The following is a 24,912-nucleotide window of genomic DNA, read 5'->3' as shown; positions in this document are numbered from 1 at the left end:
ATCGTTTCCGGCGCAGGCACCCCCTGCGCCGGAGTCGTTTTCAGCCATGCACTCTCCTGCACCGTATTTCGCCCTGCTGTTCAACGCCGTGGTCTGGGGGCTGTCCTGGTGGCCCTTCAAGACCATGCATGCCGCCGGCCTGGCTGCGCCCTGGGCCACCTCGCTGATCTACGCCGCCCTGGTGCTGGGCACCACGCTGCTGGCGCCGCGCAGCTGGGCCGGGCTGCTGGCCCACCCGGCGCTGTGGCTGCTGGCCCTGTCCTCCGGGCTGACGAATGTGGCCTTCAACACCGCCAGCTCCACCGGGGATGTGGTGCGGGTGATCCTGCTGTTCTATCTGATGCCTGCCTGGGCCGTGCTGCTGGCCTGGAAGTTCCTGGGCGAGCGCCCCACCCCCCAGGGCCTGCTGCGCCTGGCACTGGCGTTCGCCGGCATGGGCCTGGTGATCGTGCCGGCAGGGGCCAGCTGGAGCAGCCTGACGGCCGGCATCGCGCTGCCCGACTACCTGGCCGTGTTCGGCGGCCTGTGCTTTGCCATCACCAATGTGGTCCTGCGCCGCACCCACAGTGCGCCCGGCACCTCGCGCATGCTGGCCATGTTTGTGGGCTGCATGGCCACGGGCCTGACCACCGCCAGCCTGGGCTACGGGCTGGGTGCACTGCCCGGCCTGCCGGCGCCGCAGACCGAATGGGTGCTGTGCGCCCTGGTCATGGCGGTGCTGGTGGCGGTGGGCAACTGGGCCCTGCAGTACGGCGCGGCGCGCCTGCCGACGGCCACCACCTCGCTGATCATGCTGTCCGAAGTGCTGTTTGCCACCGTCTCGGCCTGGCTGCTGGGCGCCACCGAGCTGACGCCGCGCATGCTGCTGGGCGGAGCGCTGATCATCGGCGGCGCGCTGCTGGCCGCCTTGCAGGGGCGCCGCCGCAAGGCATAAAGTGTGCCCATGGGCGTGGCAAGATGGCGCCCATGCAAGGAGACTCCATGACCACACTCCATGATTTCCAGGTGCGCAGCATCGAGGGCGACGAACACGACCTGGGCCAGTACGCCGGCAAGGTGGTGCTGGTGGTGAACACCGCCAGCGCCTGCGGCTTCACGCCACAGCTGGCCGGCCTGCAGCAGCTGTATGAGCGCTTCGGTCCCCAGGGGCTGGTGGTGCTGGGCTTCCCCTGCAACCAGTTCGGCCACCAGGACCCGGCCCACAACAGCGACATCGCCGCCTTCTGCCAGAAGAACTACGGCGTGGAGTTTCCGATGATGGCCAAGATCGAAGTCAACGGCGAAGCCGCAGCGCCGCTGTTCGTCTGGCTCAAGGAACAGGCCCCCGGCCTGCTGGGCAGCAAGGCCATCAAGTGGAACTTCACCAAATTCCTGGTCGGTCGCGATGGCCGGGCGATCCGCCGCTATGCGCCCCAGGATGCCCCGGTGACGCTGGGTGGCGATATCGAACAGGCGCTGGCACAGGCCCCCACCGCCGCCTGAGCGAAGGCTGCAGGGGCTGCAGGCCGCATGCCGTCAGGCACCGGCCCACCACCGCAGGCGGGGCTACGGCGCCGCCTGCGGTTCACCACTCAGTGCTCAGGCCTGGGCCTTCAGCTGGCGGGCGCGGTGCAGCTGGCGCTGCACCTGCTGGGTGTTCATGCCGTACATGTCGGCAAAGGCGTCCACGGTCTCCGCACCGCTGCCTTCAAAGGCCCGCAGCACGGCTTCGGCCTTGGCGTCCTGTTCGGCCACCACGGCCAGTGCCGCTTCGACCTTGGCCAGGGCACTGGGTTCGCGCAGCTGCACTTTTTCCAGGTAGGCATCGCGGCCCAGGCCGCTGTCGATGAAGGCCTGGCCAATGCGGCGCTGCAGCTTGGCCTGCAGGTCTTCGCCGTCGCGCGGCTTCTTGCGGCGGAAGACTTCGATCAGCGCGTGCAGCACATGCTCGGGCGCCATGGCTTCCACTTCCACGCCCTGCAGATCGCAGCGTGCCGCGCCCGTGGCCACGACATTCAGATAGCGGGTGGAGCGGGTGTGCAGGGCCAGCGCCTGCTTGAGGCCGTCCTTGTCCAGCGCTTCGCCCTGGGCGACCTGCAGGTCCTGGAAGATGCCGCGCTTGAGCGGCTTGGGGCTGTCACCGAACAGCGCCGGGTACAGCTGCGCCAGCTGCAGCAGCACGGGGTGGATTTCACGCACGGGGCGCGCGGAAGCGGCAGCGGACTGCGGTGCGGCTCCCTTGGCGGCAGCGGCACGTCCCCGTCCACCGCGCCGGTTGCGGCGACGGGCACCGTCGGCCTGGGCAGGCTGTGCGGCTGCGGCGTCGGAGGCCGGGGTTTCGGGGAGGGAGGACACGATTTCGGTCATGGGCAGGCCAATGGCGACAAAAAAACAAGGCCGCCATCATGCCAGCATTGGCAGTCCTGCGGGCAAGGGGCGACTTTGCAAGCTGCTGCCGGCACGGGAATGCGGTCGCCGTGCTGCGGCTGCGGCGCCCCTGCGGGGCGCTGCGCGGCGGTCAGACCAGGGCTTCGTCCAGCACTTCCACCCAGTGGCGCACCGGCACGGCCGTGCCGGCTTGCAGGTGGGTGATGCAGCCGATGTTGGCCGACAGGATGGCCGCGGGCGCACCGCCTTCAAAGGCCTCGTCCAGCGCATCCAGCTTGCGGGTGCGCAGCTGCTGGGAGATATCGGACTGCAGGATGGAATAGGTGCCAGCCGAACCGCAGCACAGGTGCGATTCGGTGCGCGCCGTGCGCAGCTGGAAGCCCAGCTTGCCCAGGTTGGCCTCGACCACGCCCTTGAGCTTTTGCGCATGCTGCAAGGTGCAGGGCGGGTGGTAGGCCATGGGCTGCGCAGGCACCTTGGTACGGCCGGCCAGCTTGTCGGCCAGCTCGGGCAGCAGGGCGGGCAGCAGCTCGCTCAGATCGCGTGCCAGCGCGCTCACGCGCTGGGCCTTGGCCGCATAGGCGCTGTCGTCGCGCAGGGCATGGGCATAGTCCTTGACCATGGCGCCGCAGCCCGAGGCATTGCTGATGATGGCTTCCACTTCGCCGGCTTCCACGGCGGGCCACCAGGCGTCGATGTTGGCGCGCATCTGGTCCCGCGCACTGTCCTGGTCATTCAGGTGGAACTTCACCGCGCCGCAGCAACCGGCCTTGTCGGCGATCACGGTCTGGATGCCCACGGCATCCAGCACGCGGGCCGTGGCGTAGTTGATGTTGGGCAGCATCGCAGGCTGCACGCAGCCCGCCAGCAGCAGCACCTTGCGGGCGTGTGCGCGCGTCGGCCAGACACCGTGCTCCGTTTTGGGCGGCACCTTGGCCTTGATGACCTCCGGCAGCAGCGGGCGCACGGCCTGGCCCAGCTTCATGGCCGGGGCAAACAGCGGCGAGGGAATGCCTTCCTTCAGCGCCCAGCGCTTGAGGCGCTCGCCCAGCGGGCGCGGCACCTTCTCGTCCACCACCTTGCGGCCAATGTCCACCAGATGGCCGTATTGCACGCCGCTGGGGCAGGTGGATTCGCAGTTGCGGCAGGTCAGGCAGCGGTCCAGGTGCTCCTGCGTGGCACGGGTGGGCGTGGCCCCTTCCAGCACCTGCTTGATGAGGTAGATGCGGCCGCGCGGGCCGTCCAGCTCGTCACCCAGCGTCTGGTAGGTGGGGCAGGTGGCGGTGCAAAAGCCACAGTGCACGCATTTGCGCAGAATGGCCTCGGCCTCCTGGCCTTCGGGCGTGCTGCGGTATTCGGGTGCGAGGTTGGTCTGCATCGTGGTGTCTCGTAATTCTTGTCAGGGCACGGCGTCAGAGCGCAGCGCTGGTGCGTCCGGGGTTGAAGATGCCGGCCGGATCGAACGCGGTCTTCAGCTGCTGCTGGATGCGCTGCACCGCGGCATTCTGGGGATCGAACAGCGGTTCACCGCTGAGGGGCTGCGCAGCTTCCGCGCTGAACAGCAGCGCATCGCCGCCCACCGCACGGGCGGCGGCTTTCAGCGCGGCACCCGCGCTGCGCGGGGCCTGTACCCAGCGCAGGCCACCATGCCATTCGACCAGCGGCGCGGCCGTGCCGGTCGGCAGCGCCAGCTCGGGCGCAGTCTGTGGCACGGACAGGCGCCACAGGCAGTGGTCGGCCGCACGCGCGGTGAACCAGGGCAATTGCAACTCGCGGCAGGCCGCCCAGTCTGCGGCCGTGCTGGCGGCGTCCAGGCGGGTGCCGCCCATGCTGCGGCAGGCCGCATCCACCGCCGCCGAGGCGCCGCGCAGGCGGACGTACAGCGTGCCCGTGCCCCCGTCCTGCAGCCAGCAGCTGGCGTTCAACGGCAGGGGCTGGCCGCCCCAGGTGTTCAGCTGCTTCAGGGCATCGGCCTGGCCGATGCCATCAAAGCGCAGCGTGGCCTCGGCAGGCGCCACCGGCAGCACTTTCAGGCTGACTTCGGTGATCACGCCCAGCGTGCCCCAGCTTCCTGCCATCAGGCGGGACACGTCGTAACCTGCCACGTTCTTCATGACCTGGCCGCCAAAGCGCAGCAGCTCGGCCTTGCCATTCAGGATTTCGATGCCCAGCACATAGTCGCGCACCGCGCCCACGCTGGCACGGGCCGGGCCGGACAGCCCTGCCGCCACCATGCCGCCCACCGTGGCCTGGCGGCCCTGGCGGGCAAAGTGCGGCGGCTCGAAGGCCAGGGCCTGGCCGCGTTCTGCCAGCACCTGCTCCAGCGCTGCCAGCGGCGTGCCGGCACGCACTGTCACCACCAGTTCGCTGGGTTCGTATTCGACGATGCCCTGCAGGGGGCGCACGTCCAGCGCCTCGCCACGCAGTTCAAGGCCGAGGAAATCCTTGCTGCCCCCACCCTGGATGCGCAGGGCTTGCGGGGTAGCGGCGCGCACGCGCTCGATGATCTGGCTCAGTGCTGGTTCCATGGGCAGCGATGGTAGCGGCAGCCCCCCTGGCGCGTGCATGCCGGCCTTGTGATTTTTTTGAACAGCCGGCGTGAAGCGTGCTGGCCGATGGCATGCCAACCGCTGGCGCTACATCTTGGATAGCTGGTGGCGTTTACGTGGACTGAACTCTGACCGCCAAGCCATCCCAAAATCATGCTGCTGCATCTGGAGCAGCTCCTGAAATCGAAGCATGCGGATGAAATCCAGCTTGCACGGGCCCGTGCCTCCGCCCGTGCGAATGCCGCAGCCATAAAAAAAGCCCGCCAGAGGCGGGCTATGAATCGTCACGTCACTCGCAATGGGAACACCGACCGGGCGGCGGGCACCCCGTGCCCGGGCGGGAACCAGCGGCTCAGCGCTGGTAGGCGGACTCGCCGTGGCTGGTGATGTCCAGACCTTCGCGCTCGGCTTCTTCCGAGACACGCAGACCGACCGTGACCTTGCAGATCGCGAAGGCGATCGCTGCCACCACACCGGACCACACCAGGGTCACGACCACGCTCTTGAACTGCACCCACACTTGGTGGGCCATGTTGAAGCCTTCGGGCTCCACGCCACCCAGGCTGGAAGCGCAGAACACACCGGTCAGGATGGCCCCCAGGATACCGCCCACGCCGTGGACGCCGAACACATCGCAGGTGTCATCGGCCTTGAGCATGCGCTTCAGACCGGACACACCCCACAGGCACAGAGGGCCGGCGATCAGACCCATCACGATGGAACCCATGGGGCCCACGAAACCGGCGGCGGGGGTGATGGTCACCAGACCGGCCACCGCGCCCGAGGCAGCGCCCAGCATGGAAGCCTTGCCCTTGTGCAGCGCTTCGGCCACGATCCAGGACACGGCGGCAGCGCCGGTGGCCAGGATGGTGTTGATGAAGGCCAGACCGGCGATGCCGTTGGCGGCGCCTGCAGAGCCGGCGTTGAAACCGAACCAGCCCACCCACAGCAGGGAGGCACCGACCATGGTCAGCGTCAGGCTGTGGGGAGGCAGGGCTTCACGGCCGAAACCGATGCGCTTGCCCACCATGTAGGAACCCACCAGGCCGGCGATAGCGGCGTTGATGTGCACCACGGTGCCGCCGGCGAAGTCCAGTGCGCCGTCCGCAGCCAGCAGACCACCGCCCCAGACCATGTGGGCCATGGGGATGTAGCTGAAGGTGAACCACAGGATGGAGAACAGCATCACTGCCGCGAACTTGATGCGCTCGGCGAAGGCACCCACGATCAGCGACACGGTGATGGCGGCGAAGGTGGACTGGAAGGCCACGAACACATATTCAGGGATGGTCTTCAGCGCGCTGGACAACGTGTCCGGCGTGATGCCGGCCAGGAACAGCTTGTCGAAGCCGCCAAAGAACGTGCCTTCACCGCCGAATGTCAGCGAGAAGCCGTAGATGGCCCACAGCACGGTGATGGCCGAGAAGATCACGAACACCTGCGCCAGCACGGACAGCATGTTCTTGGAGCGCACCAGGCCGCCGTAGAACAGGGCCAGGCCGGGGATGGTCATCAGGATCACCAGCATGGTGGAGGTCAGCATCCAGGCGGTATCACCGGCGCTGAGGGTGGGAACGGCTTCGGCAGCAGCGGCTGCTGCCGGAGCGGCGGCCTCGGCCACAGCGGCCACGGCAGGAGCGGCTTCTTGGGCCAGTGCACCGGCGGCTGCGGTCAGCAGACCCAGGCCCAGTGAAAGTGCAGGGAGCGTTTTTTTCATGACTGTCTCTCGCTGAAGGGTGGATATCAAAGGGCTTCTTTACCGGTTTCGCCGGTGCGGATGCGCACCACCTGTTCCAGGTCGTAGACGAAGATCTTGCCGTCACCGATCTTGCCGGTGCGGGCTGCGGATTCGATGGCTTCGAGCGCCTGCTCCAGCACCGCGTCGTCCACGGCGGCTTCCAGCTTCACCTTGGGCAGGAAGTCGACCACGTACTCGGCGCCGCGGTACAGCTCGGTGTGGCCCTTCTGGCGGCCAAAGCCCTTCACCTCGGTCACGGTGATGCCCTGCACGCCGATTTGCGAGAGGGCTTCGCGCACCTCGTCCAGCTTGAAGGGTTTGATGATGGCTGAGACCATTTTCATGATTGCGTCCTCCTGAATCGGGTGCTTCGGCGCCCGGAGTTGTAACTCGGTGGCTGGCTGCGGGGCGGCCATGCCGTCTGTCTGTTCGATGCGTACCGACTGTCACAAAGCATGGAGCGTGCCAGCCACAGTTCTCCCAAGCGGGGGCCGAGGCCCACTACAGTGTTACCGAGGGGGACGCGGTCGATCACCCCGTCTATGCACCAAAGCAGTGCAATCGCCACATATCCCGATTTCCGCCACGCACTCGTCTGGGGAGAACACGCCATGGGCCTTGCAAGCGTGCGCAGCCGCGCACTGGTGGGCATGCACGCCCAGCCGATCGAAGTGGAGGTGCATCTGGCCAACGGCCTGCCCTGCCTGACCCTGGTGGGCCTGGCCGATACCGAGGTGAAAGAGGCCCGTGAACGCGTGCGCAGCGCCATCCTGAACGCCGGGCTGGAGTTCCCGCACAGCAAGCGCATCACCGTCAACCTGGCCCCGGCCGATCTGCCCAAGGACTCCGGCCGCTTCGACCTGCCCATCGCCCTGGGCATCCTGGCGGCGAGCGGACAGATCGACCCTGCGCAGCTGGCGCGCTATGAATTTGCGGGTGAACTGTCGCTGTCCGGCGCACTGCGCCCGGTGCGCGGGGCCCTGGCCACCGCCCTGGCCATGCAGCTGCACCGCGAGGGCACGCCTTTGGTGCTGCCCCAGGACAGTGCCCGGGAAGCCGCGCTGGTGCCGGGCACCACAGTCTATGGCGCCGCCCATCTGCTCGAAGTGGTGCGGGCCCTGCAACCCCAGGCCACCGAGGGCCTGCCGCTGGCCGAGGCCATTGCGCCTGCTGCGGCTCCGGCTGGACCCGACCTGGCCGATGTGCAGGGCCAGGCCAGTGCCAAGCGTGCGCTGGAGATTGCCGCCGCCGGCGGCCACGGCGTGCTGCTGGTGGGCCCCCCGGGCAGTGGCAAATCCATGCTGGCCCAGCGCTTTGCCGGCCTGCTGCCGCCGCTGACCGCGCTGGAGGCCCTAGAAGCGGCGGCCATGGCCAGCCTGGCCGGCCCGTTTGACGCCGGCACCTGGGGCCAGCGCCAGATTGCCGCACCCCACCACACAGCCAGCGCCGTGGCGCTGGTGGGGGGCGGGTCACCGCCACGGCCCGGCGCCATCTCCCGCGCCCACCACGGTGTGCTGTTTCTGGACGAGTGGATCTTTTGACTTTTTAGCCCATTCTGTCAATCTGCCACAGCAAGCTCAAAGTTGAGACTGAGGAGATGCTGTGAGACTCCGTGATCTAGACCTGCCGATCGTCAACATGAACTGGATGGCCGCAAAGACACGGGATCCTTGGCGGACTATCAGCACAGATGTGCTTGCAGCGTGGGAAGTCGCTGCTGCTCGTCTGCCCTCCCATCAACTGGGGGGATGTCGCCAACTCCTCAGGATGCTGGACGCTTTGATGTTGTTGACTGGAACGACGCTGCCAACACAAATCAGCGCCAGTACCTTCCCCGTGTTTGATCTGCGACTCAAACAATTGATGGGCGCAGTATTTAGCACCCACTTTTTTCATGCAGAGGCCGCTTCCAGCCGGGTGTTGGCTAGATCTCTTACTCGAATGCGCCAGCAGCTCTCCGATTTTGTAGGAGCGCCCCTCACGTGGCACATACCGATTGCGAAGTACGATAGTACTGAGATAGTTTCGAGGCTGGTTTATCTTGTGGACGAGCTTGAAATTCAAAAACACTTGGTAAATGAGTGTAGCGGCTGGGTTTGTCTACGCAAGAATAGATCATTTGCCTATCACCACCTTACACCTATAGCAGACAAGTTCGGCTATAAATTTGCCAACGAATTTTTCTCCATCTGCGAAATCTATCACTCTAAGCGTCACAAAAGCACTTGCTTTGCGGCTAATGCCTTAGGTGCATTCGCTAATTCCCTGAATGAGCCGCCATCAGTAGAGCAACTTAGGGATCCACAGTACACAACAATATTTTTCGCACAACTATTCCAACACTGGATAACGGCTTCGAGCGCCAAAGAAAATGGATGTACTTTAGAGCGTATGGTTGAAACGTGGCGAGTTTATATCTCTACGTTCTTCACCGAGCTAATCTTTCCTTCGAATCTTATAGCAGAGCCACTAGGAGGCTTCCCAAGCCCTCGTAACATCTCCACCTCACGCAGAGACACCAACATCCGCCAAGCAGGTGATGGTGAAATGTATACAAAACTCCTCACTCAAATACCTCTCGAACTCAGTGACGATGAAGCTTTCGAGCTTATCTTTAAACGTATCAAAAATGATCTAAATCAGATAAAGAACTGGGCGTGGGCGGAGGTTAACAGACGAGCAGAACTATTAGCCCGAAGAAAACAATTATCAAAGCTAGGAACACCACGTCAAATATGTCCCAATTTAAGCCTCCCAGCCAATAGAGGTGGAACTACTAATTGGAGTCATGTAAACCACCTTGCGAATGCTGCTGCAACATTCGAACAGCACGGTTATCCATGTTCTGGCCACGACTCTCGCCTGAGTATGCTGCTATTCCCTCCCCCCCGAGCAAAGTGGGCGGAAGAGCTTGCCATTCCTACTACTGGATATCTAATTCCACATTGTGCGGTAATTGTTGGCGAACACCCATCCGTTACTACAGCCTTCTTAGAAAATCTAAAACTATTTGATTCAGACGGCCGAATGATTGGCCTCAAGCAAACCGATAATGGGTATGTGCTTATAGGTGCAAAGATGCGTCGAGGCCCGGATCTCGCGATGCAGGAAATTCACTTAAACTCAAACTCATTCTTTGCAGTTGATCAGATCATTCAATTAACAGAGCCACTTAGAAATTTTCTTCGCGAGAAAAAAGACAACAACTGGCAGTATTTACTTATTAATAGCTCAAAGGCATTTGGATATCCAACTCGGTCAAAAAGACTAAGCGCCGATGTTTCTACCCCACATGGAACACAAGTATTAGCGGCTTCTTTTGCTAGCGTTCTAGGCCTATCTGACGAAGAGGCAATGGATTTAGCCCTACGATTTTCGTTATCTTCATTGCGTGCATCTGCTGCAACTCAAGTGTATTTCGAAACTCGAAGCGTGCAAGCAATGTCAACTGCACTTGGCCATCTTAAATATGACGTCACTTTACTACAGAGATATCTCCCATCCCCAATTCGAATGTTCTTCGAAGAACGCTGGATACGAATATTTCAAACAGGCATCATAGTTGAAGCACTGTCCGGAAGTAAGTACCAACTTGAAGCCAGCGGATTCTCTTCAATTGAGGAGCTTCATTTATTTTTGACAAAAAACGTACTGCGTCTACCTCCCAAAGAGACCACAAGCCTCAACACCAATATTGATGAAATTCTGGATATTGGTAGTCTTTCAAGTCCACGCGAGGCAATATTTGGCCTAAACACCGAAATCCTCACCACGCTTATTAGCCTTGACCTGGCCACAAAATCCTGCGATCGCCCCCTCCAGCCCAAAGCACAGTATTGGGCTGCCGTCACTAAAGAGCTTATCCCTTATGTAGAGCGGGCCGGATCGTATCGACCTGATATTCTGCATTTCTTAGCAGAAGCCAGAGCGAAGGCATCCCCTAAACTTGTGGAGCGCCTTGCATATGAATAAGAAAGCAAATGCACAAGAGTTGATTTCTAGGACATTGGCCTATATCAATGATAGCCCACCTGTCATCTCTCCTGAATGGCTATTTAGTGACTTTGAGGATAAAACTTGGATTATAAAACTTGAATCAATATCAACTCTTGATTTTCAAGTTCGATTGGATGATGGAAGTATTTTAACTGACGAGAAGAATAGACCGCTAATCAAATTCTTTAAACACTTTCTTCTCGCACAGGCTCATCCACAGTTCACTCAAGGCGTGCATTACGCGAACTCAAGCCTGAAGGGTAGACTCGATCCCGCAATTCATATATGCGAGTACCTGGTCGTTCGCGCTGAAGAGTTCAAACTCGGTCGTCTCGGTTTGAGTGCATTGCCAAGCTCTTTTTCGCATAGGATGCTCCATGAAGTAAGCTTATACGACAGTGCTGATTCAATTTATCAATTCAGAACGCGACTGGCACGCCTTCTAAAACAGGGCGCCGCAGACCTATCACAAGACGATCTCTTGCGAGCCACGTCTGAAGTTCCGAATATTGCTCAATCAGGAGGGTGCGATCAGCTAGAGCTATCCGAAGAAGAAATTCAAAATGCACGCGCATGGCTATGGATTAATGGATATTACCGAGGCGCTGCCTATGAAGGAGGCCGACGATTCGTCCCGGACACTACCCTACTTTCCGAGCTACTTTATCCCGCCGGAGTTTTGCGATCTAAGTGGACCAAACCGGTTATTGACAGCCTCGTTATAGGATATGGGCCACTTTTATTCCGTGAAATCAAAGGGGTACCCGTGCGTGGGGTCGAGCGTGCTGAGAGCATTACTCGCTATTACATTCGTGCGCTGCATGCTGCTGTGTGGCTAAGAAAATTCGACATCTCAGTTCCACATGGTTTCACAGAGGTACTCTCGGATAGGCAGTTTGCACAACAGTTGCCTCTGGCAGGAGTGGGGCGGTACACAACCCTGCCGTATACCGTAGCACTTCGCGCACTTCGCTGCGCCGTAGAGTTCTCCCTTGAACGTGTACCTCTCTTACTAAAGGCCTACACAACCATAGCCAAACATGCTGCTGCTTCAAAGAGCACCATGACCATGGCAGCAAGGGAGCTTGTCGCATCTGACCATCCCGACCTTAGCGCCGCTGGCATCAAATGCTGGAGCATCTCAACCGAGCTTCGTGCAGAGCGCAGTCAAGGATTAGCAAAAAAGAGCAAACAAATAGAGGAAACCTTTTTCCGTGAATTTCGTCGCGGCAGTGGGCTCTACGAACTTTTGCAAGTTTTATGGGGAAGTCTGCTTATTGCAATCGGCGCAATAATGGCTCGACGCCAAGGTGAACTTCTCGACCTTATGGCGGGAGACATATTTGACGAATCCAGGACTAGACTAAAATTTCTTGCTCGCAAGCGTAATGTAGGCGAACTCCGCGAACGGATAATTAGGCCAGTTCCGGAGATAATCGTCCGGTTCATATCTAATTTAGAGAACCTACAAAAAGACTTTATTGAACTGGGATTAATTAAGAACTACATTCAACTCCTATCATTCCCCAGCCTTCATCACCCACGATTTATTGAGTGCGACAACGAATCGTGCAACATAACCTTAGATCGTTTTTGCGATTTCTTCGAAATAGATAAAGATTCGACAGGACGTCGCTATTACATTCGACAGCATCAATTGAGACGATTTTTCGCGATGTTGTTCTTCTATGGAAATTCCTTTTCAAGCTTGGAGACCTTGCGCTGGTTCCTAGGGCACACAGACGCCAAACATCTCTACCACTACATCACTGAATCCACTCCAGGCGAAGTACTTAAAAGTGTCAAGGTCGATTTTGCCGTTGATCGACTCAGGCAGGCTGACGCCAGTACTGAAAATCTAGCTGCCATTCTTAATGAAAGATTCAATTCGACCGCAATACAGTTACTTGACAACGATGAGCTTGCTGGACTTATCAGTGAACTCATGGAAGATGGAAGTGTAACCATTGAGCCTCATTTCTTTGAAGGACATTCAGGGCAAGAGTATGTAGTGATGATACAAGTTGAAAGAAAGTCCACATTATGAGTGTTACTCCAAGAGAGGCCTCTACCCTTGCACTTCTATCCGCTATGGAAGCTGCTTACGCACAACCCAGTGCGGAGCAACACCAGGGCATACACAGCTATTTGCACTCACAAGCCACTCTGGCTAAATATTCAGACCAGCTTAACGGAATTTCCGCATGCTCCTTGAACACGCTTAAGAAATCTTGCTCAGTTATTCCTGGAGGCTTCAATGCTCTCGATATGGCGCGCAGACGCGCACTGGCAGCTCTTGAAAATAATGCTGGTGCCGCTCAACAAGATGACAGTGGATCAAAACGCATCTTGCAGCTACGCGTAAAAAGTCTCAAAGACCAGTTGCAGGCCTCAACAGAAGATCTACTCCTAGTGCATCGTTTACTTGAGCGCGCCCTACGGCATGGACGCCAATATGCAACCGATAGTCGGGATGCAAGTTTAATCGAACGATGTGCACAAGATCAAAAAGAAATACGGGATATGCTCTCTTTACGGCAAATATTGCCCAGCCATCTTCATGTAGTAGACGAGTCGAAATAACGTGAATCACTTATTCCGCCTAACCTCTGGAGACTTTCGCCTCCCATACGCATCCGAGCCAACCACTCGCGAGCCTCTTTGCGTCGACGCGCATGGCATTCCGTGTGTTCTCTGGCCTAACGGTCGATGGTGTGCTGCGGCAAATAGCTACATCTTGGAACTTTTCGACCGAGGGCTTTCTAGGAGTGGACGCGGCGGCAGCCTTACTACGTATGTGTCTAACATTGGTCACTTGGTTCGCTTCTGCTTCAAACGGCGGGTAGACTTTCACGATTTGACTGATGGTCAGTTCAGTACCTTCATCCACTCTCTCAGGAAACAAGGCGCTGATATTGGTCAACCTGTCAGAAGCGACAGTCACACATTAGCGATAGGCAACCATTGCCTAGATTTTCTGGAATTCATTGCTCTCGATCGGGAGGAGCCAAATCTTCTTGGGCGTCAAGGCAAGATCAAAGCGTATAGAGAAACCATCCATCGCACTAGAGAAAGGCATAAGTACAAATCTAAGTGGTGCCACTCATCTTTACCGAGCCCCGCCCCCCTTCACCGCCGGTATCCAATTAGCGCGAATGCGATCAATGCATTGCGCGAAGCAGTACTTCCAACCAGCACCAGCATGGAACAGCGACGCAGAAGATATGCCATGCTCCGAGTCCTAGAGATGACTGGCGGCCGCAGAATAGAAGTCGCGAACTTATCGATTGCAGACGTGGCGCGAGCAATTTCAACGTCGCCGCACATGCTTAGGATGATGACCGCCAAGCGGCGCGGAGGAAAGGAAGCGTATCGTGAAATTCCAGTTGCAAAGGCAGACCTCTTGGAGCTCTGGAATTTTATTCAGACGAGCCGTAGAGCTGTAATACGACGAACAGTTGGCCTTGAAAAAGATCATGGCAAATTTTTTATTAACGAACGTACCGGAATGCCACTGAGGCCAAACACAATTACTCAAGAGATTCATATTCTCTCGCAACATGCAGGCCTCAAAAACTCAGCCTCTCCGCATCTTTTTCGTCATAGATTTATAACCAAGATGTTTGTTGCACTAATTGAACAACACGATTTCGAATCGCCTTCAGACCTGCGCCGCGCCATCATTAGTGTCAAAGATATCAAACAACAACTACAACAATGGACCGGACATCTATCGCTCTCGTCGCTTGACAGATACATTGACTTAGCATTCTCTGAAATTGAGCAGGTGGGTACCAACCGTAGCGTCATTGATCTCCACGCAGAGCTTGAAGCTCTACGAGCTGCCGTGAATCGCATTGGTTCAAGTTCATTAGAAACCAGCCCTGATTTAGCCGCTCAATTACTGGCACTTGCTAATGAGAAAATATTACCAAAAACTCCGAAATAATTAACGCCGTGGTACAAACAACCGCTAATTCCCCAAGCGTTACAACCCCCCACGCCTGCGGCTGTTAATGTAAGCAGCAAATCACCCGAAAATTTTATATATCGACATTACTGGCGATTCTTTCTATTTCGCCATGGTTTCAACGCGCGAGGTTCCTGAATTGACCGCCGCACCCGCAATCGCGTAAGCCTCCGCCAGTCTCTCTGCCGTTTAGCCAGTTGCTAGCCAACTTGGCAGAGTTGCCCTGCTAGGCCAAGACACAAAAATACGCACCATTTCGGTGCAACCTCGGCAGATGACGAAGCGATGGCCAAGGTAGCCAAAGCACAGAGGTCCCGGATTGCGACAAGTGCATGACCACGAAGTGTCAAGCACCCCTGATGCTCATGAGCAAAGCTAATCAGCGTCCTGCGATCACCGCCCTGGTTCTAATCGTTTTCTTCGATGCGATGTCCTGCACACGGACCACTGAAAGACATGCTTAAGACGGGAGTCGCTGCTGTGCTGTGGTCCCGTTGATTGCCCGCACGATCCGCTGGCGGACTGCCTTCACAAGATCCTCGGGGGAGACCTGTAGTGCATCGGCTAACTGGAAGACTACGCTGAGTGATGGTTGCGTGCGCGCAACTTCCAGCCTGGCTACAAAAGTGCGGTGGACGTTGGCCCTGAATGCCAGCTCTTCTTGGCTGATGCCAATCTGGGCACGACGCGCCTTGACCTCAGCAGCAACTGCTTGTCGGAAGGTGATGTCGGAAACGCTCGGCACCCGCTGACTGTCGCGGGCATGGAGCATTTATGCACCAGCATTAATGGTACATAATCGCGCGCCCACTGCGCCTTCCGCACCGGGGCTTGCATCTCTTGCTCGATTCCATGTTCTTGACCAACGACACCAACAAAAGCTCTCTGTCCTCTCTGTTCGGTGATAGCCAAAACCTGTGGAGCGGCGCAGAACTACAGATTCGCATTTTTTGGTTCCTGGTCGAATTTGAAGCCTCCAACCAGGACGACGTAGACGAGTTGAAGATGATCAGCACTTTGCTTCTATCTAGACCCGAACACGTATTGGGCTTGGTCCAGCAAGGCGTAAAGATCTTGTCGGTGTACTTGATGATCCCTTTGCCAAGCTTCGAGGGCGGCGGGTGGGACATGGCGCGCTTGAAGGAAATTTGGGAAGCAGTGGAGCCTGCAGCACCACGTATGAAAGCCAAGATCTACGCCACAGCGGACGGCTTCCACTTCGTAGAATCGAAATTAGGCACTACGGTTAATGAGTTCAAGGACCGAGAACTGCTCTTACGGTGTCCGGCCGTGACTACGAAGTCTGCATAGCAAGCAGAGGAGTTGGGTTGACTCTTACTGGAGGCCAACTTACATCGTTGCTCCTGACTTCATCGCCAACGCGTGTAAAAAAACTAGCTCTGTGCCAATGCGACCGAGGTATCCGCTGGCGACAGCAATAGGATGACCGCGTGGCGAACAGAGTGCTTCACCTGCTCATACACCTTAGCCTCGCGTATTGCAGAGGAAGCGCATTGGTCCGGCTCGCTACAAGTGAGTCAATCGCCATCAATCGTCCAAGCCATGACTGCGCCAGAGCTGCGGTTCACGAAGACAACCCTGTCACGGTTGGTCTTGCATGTCCACTCCTGCAGAGAGACGTTCATATCATGTGTAGTGCCATGCAATGCATTTGGGGTGAACACAACCGCCAATGCAGCATGCGGAGCGCGCACCGACTCATACTGCATCCACTCAATGTGCTGTGCCTCAGCTGCCTCAGCGAGTGCTTGAGTAGCTGTGTAGTCGTTCGGGTGCCGCCAAATGTCGCGATGCTCTGACCATGGTTGGGCCATCAAATCGATGCCATGCCCGGCCACATTGATCTGGAAAAAACTGTGGTCAGTGAGAAGCTCGCTTTGGCGGAGGCCTGCGCTATCCCTGATGAACAGCATTCGCCAGTAAGCCACTTCAAATTGCGCGGCATCCAGGGTCGAAGCACCGTACCAAAACCCTGAGCGGTCTGCTACGCGAAAACGCGATGCATGCTTGGGCCGGAAATTGAACGGAGCCAACACCTGAGGGTGCTTGTCTTCTTGATGCGAGTGCAGCGTCGGGGTGGTGGCTCCAAGCAGCTCCTCCAGGACCTGCAATTCATCTGCGTCATCAACCAGCTTCAAAGAAGCCGAAAAATACTCGGTAAGAATTCCGCGCCACGCGGCAGGCATTTCCAGATGCTTGCCGGTGTCGCCGAACCAACTGTCCCCCCAGACTTGGGAACCACTCATGCGGCACCTTTCATGCCGTCCAAGTAGTCAATGGTGTGCACGAGGCCGGGCACAGTCTGGATCGCTGCCTTAGGAACACTGGCAATGACCTTGTTGTGGCTAGTCATCCAGGCATTGCGAGCACTGGAGTCGCCACCGACAAGCAGATCCAACGCGCGGAAAATTCGAACCAGGATCAAGGCTGTTTGGCCTTCACGACTGTGGGGGTCAATGTGACGGCTGCCGGAAGCAATGCGGGAAATAGAAGGCTCGCTGATGCCAAGCACCTTTGCCAGCTCGGCATTGTTCAACCCCAGCTGCATAGCGGCATTCAAAGTAGCCTTGCTCAGCACTACTTCGGGGTTGGGTTTGACTTTAGGTACAGCTGCCATGGTGTTCTCCTAAGCCTCAAGAATCGCGGCTTGACTAAAAGCATCACACAAATTTCTTTCAAATGAAAGAATTAATGCATTTTCCTTCAAGATTTCAGCTTCAGGATGCTTGTAACTGAACGCCTAGCTGTCCAGATGCCGGTGGGCGGGTGCTGTGATGATGGATGCCGCCCTAAAATAATGCACCCAGCGATCTGAACTGTATAAATATACAAGTAAGTCACATCCCATGTCACTACGTTGCAGAGCAACGCCGCACCCTCTCTGCGTTGATGTATGGATCCAGCATGCACGCTGTGGCTGGATTCAACCCAAACCTGAGCCTCTGCCCGAGCGGCGGCTCAGGTTTGGGAGAGACTTAAGTTATGGAATGCCCTGCATTTCAGAAGTTAATGAATCATTAATATTATCGAAAACTACTAGACGAACCTGCTTTCTTAGTTGAAGGCACATATGACAAGCCCCAAGCGCGAGCCATACGCGCAGCTTTCAACCCGCAACAGCAAACTCTCAAACAAAGGGACCCCCAACATGAGCACCTACAAAAGCCTTCTCCAACAAAAAGCTGAACTGGACGCAAAGATCGCTGAGGCGCGTAAGCACGAATTGGCCCAAGCAGTCACGCAAGCGCGTGAACTGGTCAAGCAATACGGGCTGACTGCTGACGACGTGTTTGGCGGCAAGAAGGTGTCTACCGGTGCCCGTGCAGCTGTGGCACCCAAGTACCGCGACCCCGCTACTGGCGCCACCTGGACAGGCCGCGGCAAGCCGCCGAAGTGGATTGCTGACCAGGACCGCGCAGCATTTGCGATTTAAGCTATCGCGCCAAAACAACAGAGCCCGCTACACGCGGGCTTTTTACGCCCAGCAGCGATACCCCCCTTCTCTGCCTCCGTAGCATTTGCATGAGAAAGGTAGCGCCGAGAAATCAAGGTCGAGTGCTCATAGGTCGACCGTATTCCCACCTACGACCAGTATCCAATGAGCATCCAACCTCTCGCTGGCGCATCATGACCACCCGTAGAGGTAAGCCGTTTCGTCAGCTCCAAATGGAAACCAGCTCGGCAACCTTTGTTGCGACTACTGCCATGCTGTCTTCTGATGTATCAAGCCCACTTCTCGAAGCCAGCATGGGACTAACATCGCGCAGCGCTGAATAGGTTGTACCGTGCACGATCGGTACAAGCCGGTTACCTTGGAGGAGCGTTGAGAGCTCTTTGTCTGCAACACCCTCTTTCGGGAGGCGAGCAAGCAATGCTGGAGTCACCAAGACAAGTCCGATTTTGGAAGCCGCTAGCCCCTTATCGATAGCGCGCATCATCGGTACTTCAAGGCCAAGGTCCTTCTCACTGAACCACACCTTGACACCTGCGGCTTCAAGCAAATCATGCAGTTGTTTTGCAGATCCTTGCCTGTCATCCCAGGCATGGCACAGGAAGCAATCCCGAAGGTCAGGTCTTGCAGCAGCCTCTCTTTCAACGGCCTGTCGCACTGGCGTGAGGGACGCCACCTAAGCTGGTGTATACGAGACTGTTGAACTGGCGCGAGACCATCGCGGTCGTGAGCTCCCTGAGCCAGAACGACCTCCTCCACTGTAGCGATTGCCTTCACCTGAAGAATAGTGACTATTCGCATGAAATCCACCAAGCGTTCGCACAGTAAAACCACTACCAATTCGCATGCGAAGCCCGCCAACGATATGCATGCATATCCCACCACTTTTTTACTACAGCAGGTCAACGTTCTTAGCGGTGCAATGTCGTAAAGCGACCCATTGCGGTCCTCGGAGCTTGGCCAGCAAATGTCTGCTGTGCAGCGTGAGCGGTCTGTCGCCTGAGGACAGGCTCAGTGGACCAGCAGGATGGCCCTGAGCTCCCCGTTAGCGGTCGTTCGCGCAGCCAGCAATCGACCCCGTTCAAGTCGCGCCGATCTGTGACTGCTCTCGGCGGAAGCGGCCGCTTGAAACTGGGCAGTCTAGACGTGCTTTAGCCGCGAGTTTGGATGCTGGTTAGCGGTCGTTGGCAAGGGCTTGTGATCGACCCAATGCCGACTTCCGATTAAGACGACTCAAGACCTGCTCGGAAGGAAAAGGCCGCAGGCATCCAAATTTTTTCTATCGGGCTAGATAGGCTGGTGGCTGAATAGGCTAATATCTACTTGCACGGTTAGCCCCATTGCTCTTGAAGAGTAACGGCGTATCGGACTTCACAACCGATTCTTCGCTCAAGTCTTATCCGGCCGTGGAAGGCGACTGTGCACCTCTTAAAGCCTAAATTCCCAGGCCGCCGCGTCGAAGCTCATAAACCGAGTAGAACCAGACTTTCTGTCTATCCGAGCCTCTCCACGATGGAGAGGGGTGGAGAATACGGCTGCGTTTGAGAACTACCTGTACTACGGCATGGTGCCGATACGGAAAGGTAATGGTCGAACGTAACCCAAGATAATCTTGGACCAGTTTGCTTCCGTCTTCGAGGTCTCGGACTGTAGCTCGTCCGAAGTTGAGCACTCTAGATTCCTGCGCGATGATCTGCTTCGCGGCACCAAGCAACATCCAAGACTGCATGATGCGCTCGGGCAATCTATCGCGTCGTGTGATGTGCTTCCAGCCGACTCGATTCACGAGTACTTCTCCCAGTGTGGGATTTATTCGGGCCGCCTTGTCGAACCGCCAAGCTTTATAAAACTCCCAAGCGTCGTTGCGCAGTGACTCGGTCCTCCCTAGACGTGGAATAAGCGTCTCTGTTCGGCTAAGTTCGATGACATTCAAGGTTCGATCTTGCGTCCCGGAACCACACAGTCGATGGAAGTCCCCTTTCGTATGATGGGCGAAACGCTGTGCCTTTGGAATGAGGAGCATTCCGCGATTTGTTGGGGAGTACGACGACTCATCTTTCAGATCAACCCACCACGCGGGCGGGTTCGTTCGATCTACTGTGTCGTCAACAAATACCAAAACGGCGGGTCCAGGTACTCGCATCCATCGAGGTCTGTGGACTTCTACGTATTGAGCGCCAAGTGTGATGCCAATGTGTTCCGGATATTGGCGTTGGTCTTGGCGATACCCATTTCCACCACATTTCACTTGGACGAACACCACGCCACCAGTGTCAATAGGATTGGTGGTCCCCCGACGCATGAGGATTACACCGTCGATTGCGTCGTCATTTGACGCTGAGTACTCCTGCCACCCGCTTTCCCAACTGGTTTCAACCATCCGAGAAACGGCGTTCACGCCGATCCGCTCTTTAACCCTATTGCTGGTCACAATAACTAATTCCTTGACATATCGGCATAGATGATAGCCAGCTTCTTGCCACTGTATCTCTATAGCAAGGAGATGCTTGTGTACTGCAGTTTCACCGATCTCATTAGCGGCGCAGCCACGTGTCGCCAATGCAAGCAGCGATGGTCAAGTAGTTTGCCGCCTTCCGCAACAACGGCTGGCACGCTACGATAGATTACAAATAGACACTAGTGCCCCGGGGAGCACGAGGCCAAAGATATGCACATCTCCAAACTTACGCTGGTTAATTACAGAAACTTCAAAAGCACCAATCTGGCGTTTCAGCGTGGTGTCAACACCATCATCGGAGAGAACGGCGCGGGCAAGTCCAACATCCTCCGCGCCATCCGGCTGCTGCTGGACGACAACATGGTCCGCGCAGCTTATCGGCTAGAAGAGTCCGATTTCAACCGCGCCCTGGGTCAATGGAAGGGCCACTGGATCATCATCAGCATGGAATTCGAGAACCTCAGTCCGGATGAGGCGGTCCAGGCGTTGTTCTTGCACGGTACCGCCGGGATCCACGCCGGACCGATTTCCAAGGCAACCTACAACCTAATCTTCCGGCCAAAGAAGGAGATCCGGCTGAAGCTGGCAGCCCTCGAGGACTTTGACAATGCGGGGTTGAAGGCAATTCGGGATGGCATCACCATCGACGACTACGAGACCATCTTCACTGGCCGAAGCAGCGCTGATTTTGGCGATCCGGCCACGTATCAACGGATCGTCGGAAACTTCGACGTTTGTTCCTTCTCTGGCGAAACCGACTTCCCTGAAATTGGGGCTAAGGTGCCAGGATTTCTGTCCGTCACCAAGGAGGTGTCACTTACCTTCATCCAGGCGCTTCGTGACGTCGTGGCTGAGTTTCACAACAACCGGACTAATCCGCTGCTGACTCTGCTCAGGAGCAAGAGCGGTGAGATCGACGCAGCGGCATTGGTCCCAATCGTGGACAAGGTGCGCGATCTCAATGGAGCTATCGAAGGACTCGAGGACGTGCAGTCGGTGCGCAAGCATATCCGAGAGACCATCAAGGAAACTGCCGGCGAAACCTACTCCCCGACCTCGCTGTCGATCAGGTCGGATCTACCCGAGGATGCGGAGCAGTTGTTTCAGTCACTGCGTCTGTTCGTTGGGGAGTCGGAGGACGGATATGAAGGGACGATCAACGAACTCAGCCTTGGCGGCGCCAATCTGATTTACCTGACCCTCAAACTGCTGGAGTTCAAGTACCAGCGAGAGAAGATGGCGATCGCGAACTTCTTGCTCATCGAAGAGCCCGAAGCGCATATCCATACCCATATCCAGAAGACGCTGTTTGATCGCATCGCCTACGAGGATGCTCAGGTCATCTACACGACGCATTCCACCCACATCTCCGAAGTGAGCAATGTGAGCAACGTCAACATCCTGGGTCGACGCGGTTCGTTCTGTGAGGCTTACCAGCCGGCGACCGGACTGGATCCTGCGCAGGTGACAAGCATCCAGCGGTACCTGGATGCAGTGCGAAGCAACCTGCTGTTCGCCAAGAGCGTGATTTTGGTGGAGGGAGACGCGGAAGAGATCCTGATCCCTGCGCTCGTGAAGAAGGTCCTGGGCCTGAGCGTGGATGAGTTGGGACTCAGTGTCATCAACATTCGCAGCACCGGGTTCAAGAACGTCGCAGTCCTTTTTCACGACACCCGAATCCGCAAGCGGTGTGCGATCGTTACTGACTTAGACACGGCTTTCTTCAACACCACGCCGAATCCTGCGGATGACGATGCCAGGGTCGCCAGGAAGCGAAAAGCGATTGGCTCGCAAACGGCCGGGGCGCAGCGAAAGGTCGATTTGGACGCATTTTCCGCAGGCAATGCCTGGGTGCAGAGCTTCTACGCTAAACATACGTTCGAGGTGGATCTGGTCGGCTCAGGCAATCATGAAGCCTTCGTTCGCAGCGTCGACAAGGTCTACAAAGCACCAGCGACGATCACGCAGGCAATAACCGACCTTCGCTCGGGCCAAATTCATCAAAGTGGCTGCCGGACCTTGACGATGGCCGAACAAGAAGGCAAGGGGTGGTTCGCTATCCTGCTCGCGCAAACGCTGGATCACCAAGCTGTGGTGCCTGACTACATCCGAGAGGCCGTCCTATTTGCGCATGGCCCATTCTCGCGACCGCTGATCATGCGAATCCTCCGGCACCGGATGAACTGTCTGTGGGGCACGGATCACTCTGCGCGTCCAGGCCTGACGCTCTTTAATTCTGAGGTGGAGCGTTTCGGGTGCTCGGAAATCGATTTAGTCACTCTTCGTACTGCGGCCATAGCGGCGTTGCCGGGCGACGTGATCCATGTTTTCCTGGCTGGGATGACCTGATGTTTGTCTGGGATGCCACCGAGCTCAATCCCGAGCAAGCTGCCGCCGTTGAAGAGCCATCGAGCGTCTTCTTAGTCGCCTGCCCGGGCAGCGGAAAAACGCGCACGCTGACTTACAAGATCGCGTATGAGCTGTCCCGGCGCGAGGACAAGCGCATCGTCGTCGCCATCACGTATACACACCGTGCCGCTGACGAGATTCAGGAGCGAATCGAAGCCCTCGGAGTCGATACCACCGCCCTGTGGATCGGGACCATTCATTCATTCTGTCTTGAATGGATCATCAAGCCTTACGGGATCTATGTCCCGGAGCTGGCTCGTGGGTACACGGTCTTGGACCGACACGATCGCGAAAAGATGCTTGAGCGACTGTGCGCACAGTACCGTGGCGTGACTTTGTATGACTGCGACTACTACTTTGAAGGGGATGGTTACCGGCTAGGATGCGCTGACACGCGAAAGCACGACAGCATCCATGAGGTTTTGGCAGCCTACTTTCGAGAACTGGCGGACACGAGGCGTATAGATTTTGAGTTGATCCTTTGGCACTCCCAGGTACTGATGCGGAGCCTGCCGTATATCCCGACGGTGCTCTCGCAAGTCTTTTCATATGTCCTAGTTGATGAGTACCAGGACACGAAGCAGATCCAGTACAACCTAGTGGGGGCTATCCTTCGGGCGGGCGCCGGCAGCACTAAGACGTTCATCGTGGGCGACCCCAACCAAGCAATCTATGGCTCACTTGGCGGTTATGCCATTTCGGTGTCGGATTTTCGTGCGCTTACGGGCATCCCCATTCGGGAGATGGCGCTTAGGTTGAACTACCGCTCAAGCGCGCGGATCATCGGGCACTTCTCCAACTTCAATGTGCACGCTACAGACATCGAGGGAGCGGGCAGGATGGTCGGCTTTCCCAGCCACGTCTCCTACAACCGCCTCGTTACGCACGGCAATCTTCATGATGAACTGGTCAGACTCATTCAAAAAAGCTTAGCCGAAGGGCATGCACCCGAAGAGATTTGCGTGTTGGCACCGTGGTGGATCTTGCTAGCGTCAACCACCCGAAAACTGGTGGCACTGCTCCCCGATCAGCAGTTCGACGGTCCGGGATTGGTGCCGTTCAGCAATGATCCAGATAACTTTTGGTTTAAGCTCTCCAAGATCTTGTTGACAGGGTCGTCACCCCAAATGCTGGTGAGACGCATGAGATGGGCCAGGGACGTCATTACCGACCTAAGAGATTTCGGCGTAGACACGACCAGCATCACGCAGCGATCGCTGCTGCGGGAGTCGAACTCCCTCAACATTACCGAGACAGACGGCTTGGCGTATCTGGATCAAACGTTCACCGCGTTGCTCAATCGCCTGGGGATTGAGCTGCGTGCTTTTCCCGCGCTGGTGGAACATCGCGAGGCATTCTTCGCGAGTTCCCAGGCACGGCTGGATAGGCTGCAGAGCTCTGGCGCCAGCTATATTACAGATCTGTCGTTCTTCAAGAAGGTGTTCCGTGAACGGAGCGGGATTACCGTGTCGACGATTCACGGGGTCAAGGGCGCGGAGTTTGACGTCGTCATTGCGTTCGGTCTTCTCGAAGGAATGGTGCCCCACTTCAGCGATTCCGACGGAGATGTTGCAGCTCACAAGTTGCTGTACGTCCTGGCCTCGCGCGCTCGAAAGCACTTGCACCTTATCTCGGAGGCTGGTCGCCCACGCGGACGATCCGGGAGCTACGAGCCCACCGAGGTTCTGATCCGCTGTGACTTCCATTACAACCGGTATTAAGGGCCGCTCAGCTACCGCAGGAGCGATTTTCCCAGCGTCCATGTCCTACGGGTACCTAGCTTACCGCCAGCGAGGTGATTGGCCTAAAGGTCAGTCAACGGCTGCTATCGGAGATACGCCTTGGCGGGACGAACGGAAGCATCGGGCCGGGGCCGCCAGCCGGGGTGAATGGCCTTAATAGGCAACCGACCCAGCGCGTGTGTCGCGGTGAATTCATTGAGCGCCGACCGAC

At 57.3% G+C, this 24,912-nt stretch carries 20 protein-coding genes and 1 pseudogene; 11 read left to right on the top strand and 10 right to left on the bottom strand.

Annotation, left to right across the window (positions count from 1 at the left end; genetic code table 11):
* The first annotated feature begins 46 nt into the window (after nucleotides 1-46).
* Together CT3_RS00825 and CT3_RS00820 are read left to right on the top strand one after the other, a co-directional pair.
* Nucleotides 47-934, top strand: coding sequence for a DMT family transporter (locus tag CT3_RS00825; RefSeq protein ID WP_066538771.1), 888 nt, complete (start codon nucleotides 47-49; stop codon nucleotides 932-934).
* A gap of 47 nt (nucleotides 935-981) precedes the next feature.
* Nucleotides 982-1,482 (top strand): glutathione peroxidase, encoded by a 501-nt coding sequence (locus CT3_RS00820; protein WP_066538769.1) that lies wholly within the window; start codon nucleotides 982-984, stop codon nucleotides 1,480-1,482.
* Between the two features lie 96 nt (nucleotides 1,483-1,578).
* Here the strand turns inward: CT3_RS00820 and CT3_RS00815 are convergent, their stop codons facing one another.
* From CT3_RS00815 to CT3_RS00795, 5 genes are all read right to left on the bottom strand, one after another.
* Nucleotides 1,579-2,346 (bottom strand): ProQ/FINO family protein, encoded by a 768-nt coding sequence (locus CT3_RS00815; protein ID WP_066538768.1) that lies wholly within the window; start codon nucleotides 2,344-2,346, stop codon nucleotides 1,579-1,581.
* A 151-nt stretch (nucleotides 2,347-2,497) separates the two neighbouring features.
* Nucleotides 2,498-3,745: a glycolate oxidase subunit GlcF gene (glcF, locus tag CT3_RS00810; RefSeq protein ID WP_066538766.1), complete on the bottom strand. Its 1,248-nt coding sequence runs from the start codon at nucleotides 3,743-3,745 to the stop codon at nucleotides 2,498-2,500.
* A 34-nt stretch (nucleotides 3,746-3,779) separates the two neighbouring features.
* Nucleotides 3,780-4,895 carry a glycolate oxidase subunit GlcE gene (gene glcE, locus CT3_RS00805; protein WP_066538764.1) on the bottom strand — a complete coding sequence of 372 codons (1,116 nt, stop codon included), beginning with the start codon at nucleotides 4,893-4,895 and terminating at the stop codon, nucleotides 3,780-3,782.
* 373 nt (nucleotides 4,896-5,268) lie between these two features.
* Entirely contained in the window at nucleotides 5,269-6,633 is a 1,365-nt protein-coding gene (locus CT3_RS00800; protein ID WP_066538761.1) for an ammonium transporter, read from the bottom strand.
* Nucleotides 6,634-6,659: 26 nt separating this feature from the next.
* A complete protein-coding gene (locus CT3_RS00795; RefSeq protein WP_066538759.1) occupies nucleotides 6,660-6,998 on the bottom strand; it encodes a P-II family nitrogen regulator in 339 nt (112 codons plus the stop codon).
* Between the two features lie 267 nt (nucleotides 6,999-7,265).
* Here CT3_RS00795 and CT3_RS00790 point away from each other — a divergent pair.
* The 5 genes and pseudogenes from CT3_RS00790 to CT3_RS21105 form a co-directional block, all read left to right on the top strand.
* A pseudogene (locus CT3_RS00790) lies at nucleotides 7,266-8,186 on the top strand (YifB family Mg chelatase-like AAA ATPase); the annotation flags it as partial.
* Between the two features lie 70 nt (nucleotides 8,187-8,256).
* Complete coding sequence (locus CT3_RS00785) at nucleotides 8,257-10,626, top strand: hypothetical protein (protein WP_127446175.1); 2,370 nt, start codon at nucleotides 8,257-8,259, stop codon at nucleotides 10,624-10,626.
* Nucleotides 10,619-12,697: a site-specific integrase gene (locus CT3_RS00780; RefSeq protein WP_127446174.1), complete on the top strand. Its 2,079-nt coding sequence runs from the start codon at nucleotides 10,619-10,621 to the stop codon at nucleotides 12,695-12,697. Before CT3_RS00785 ends, CT3_RS00780 begins: the two co-directional genes overlap by 8 nt.
* Nucleotides 12,698-12,741: 44 nt before the next feature.
* Complete coding sequence (locus CT3_RS00775) at nucleotides 12,742-13,233, top strand: hypothetical protein (RefSeq protein WP_127446173.1); 492 nt, start codon at nucleotides 12,742-12,744, stop codon at nucleotides 13,231-13,233.
* Nucleotides 13,234-13,852: 619 nt separating this feature from the next.
* Entirely contained in the window at nucleotides 13,853-14,599 is a 747-nt protein-coding gene (locus CT3_RS21105) for a site-specific integrase (RefSeq protein WP_083520491.1), read from the top strand.
* Nucleotides 14,600-15,080: 481 nt separating this feature from the next.
* On the opposite strand, the gene CT3_RS00765 is transcribed toward CT3_RS21105, so the two are convergent.
* Nucleotides 15,081-15,392 (bottom strand): helix-turn-helix domain-containing protein, encoded by a 312-nt coding sequence (locus CT3_RS00765; protein ID WP_066538758.1) that lies wholly within the window; start codon nucleotides 15,390-15,392, stop codon nucleotides 15,081-15,083.
* 80 nt (nucleotides 15,393-15,472) lie between these two features.
* Here CT3_RS00765 and CT3_RS00760 point away from each other — a divergent pair, with 80 nt between their 5' ends.
* Nucleotides 15,473-15,931 carry a hypothetical protein gene (locus tag CT3_RS00760; RefSeq protein WP_098066007.1) on the top strand — a complete coding sequence of 153 codons (459 nt, stop codon included), beginning with the start codon at nucleotides 15,473-15,475 and terminating at the stop codon, nucleotides 15,929-15,931.
* A gap of 227 nt (nucleotides 15,932-16,158) precedes the next feature.
* Here the strand turns inward: CT3_RS00760 and CT3_RS00755 are convergent, their stop codons facing one another.
* Nucleotides 16,159-16,887, bottom strand: coding sequence for an RES domain-containing protein (locus CT3_RS00755; protein WP_066538756.1), 729 nt, complete (start codon nucleotides 16,885-16,887; stop codon nucleotides 16,159-16,161).
* The gene (locus CT3_RS00750) at nucleotides 16,884-17,258 is read right to left on the bottom strand and encodes an antitoxin Xre-like helix-turn-helix domain-containing protein (RefSeq protein WP_066538755.1); all 375 of its coding nucleotides are present in this window, start codon (nucleotides 17,256-17,258) and stop codon (nucleotides 16,884-16,886) included. The genes CT3_RS00755 and CT3_RS00750 overlap by 4 nt, the downstream gene beginning before the upstream one ends.
* A 531-nt stretch (nucleotides 17,259-17,789) precedes the next feature.
* Between CT3_RS00750 and CT3_RS00745 the strand changes: the two genes are divergently transcribed.
* Nucleotides 17,790-18,074 (top strand): H-NS histone family protein, encoded by a 285-nt coding sequence (locus CT3_RS00745; protein ID WP_066538753.1) that lies wholly within the window; start codon nucleotides 17,790-17,792, stop codon nucleotides 18,072-18,074.
* 223 nt (nucleotides 18,075-18,297) lie between these two features.
* Here CT3_RS00745 and CT3_RS00740 read toward each other — a convergent pair whose 3' ends face one another.
* Nucleotides 18,298-18,642: a TIR domain-containing protein gene (locus CT3_RS00740; protein WP_428042419.1), complete on the bottom strand. Its 345-nt coding sequence runs from the start codon at nucleotides 18,640-18,642 to the stop codon at nucleotides 18,298-18,300.
* Nucleotides 18,643-19,527: 885 nt separating this feature from the next.
* Nucleotides 19,528-20,472 (bottom strand): DUF4365 domain-containing protein, encoded by a 945-nt coding sequence (locus CT3_RS21555; RefSeq protein ID WP_098066004.1) that lies wholly within the window; start codon nucleotides 20,470-20,472, stop codon nucleotides 19,528-19,530.
* Nucleotides 20,473-20,760: 288 nt separating this feature from the next.
* Here CT3_RS21555 and CT3_RS00730 point away from each other — a divergent pair, with 288 nt between their 5' ends.
* The gene (locus CT3_RS00730; RefSeq protein ID WP_066538751.1) at nucleotides 20,761-22,899 is read left to right on the top strand and encodes an AAA family ATPase; all 2,139 of its coding nucleotides are present in this window, start codon (nucleotides 20,761-20,763) and stop codon (nucleotides 22,897-22,899) included.
* Nucleotides 22,899-24,680 (top strand): UvrD-helicase domain-containing protein, encoded by a 1,782-nt coding sequence (locus CT3_RS00725; protein WP_066538750.1) that lies wholly within the window; start codon nucleotides 22,899-22,901, stop codon nucleotides 24,678-24,680. Before CT3_RS00730 ends, CT3_RS00725 begins: the two co-directional genes overlap by 1 nt.
* Nucleotides 24,681-24,912: the final 232 nt, after the last annotated feature.

The organism is Comamonas terrigena NBRC 13299 (genome assembly GCF_006740045.1).
GTDB lineage: Bacteria > Pseudomonadota > Gammaproteobacteria > Burkholderiales > Burkholderiaceae_C > Comamonas > Comamonas terrigena.
This window is presented reverse-complemented; position numbering and strand designations above follow the sequence as displayed.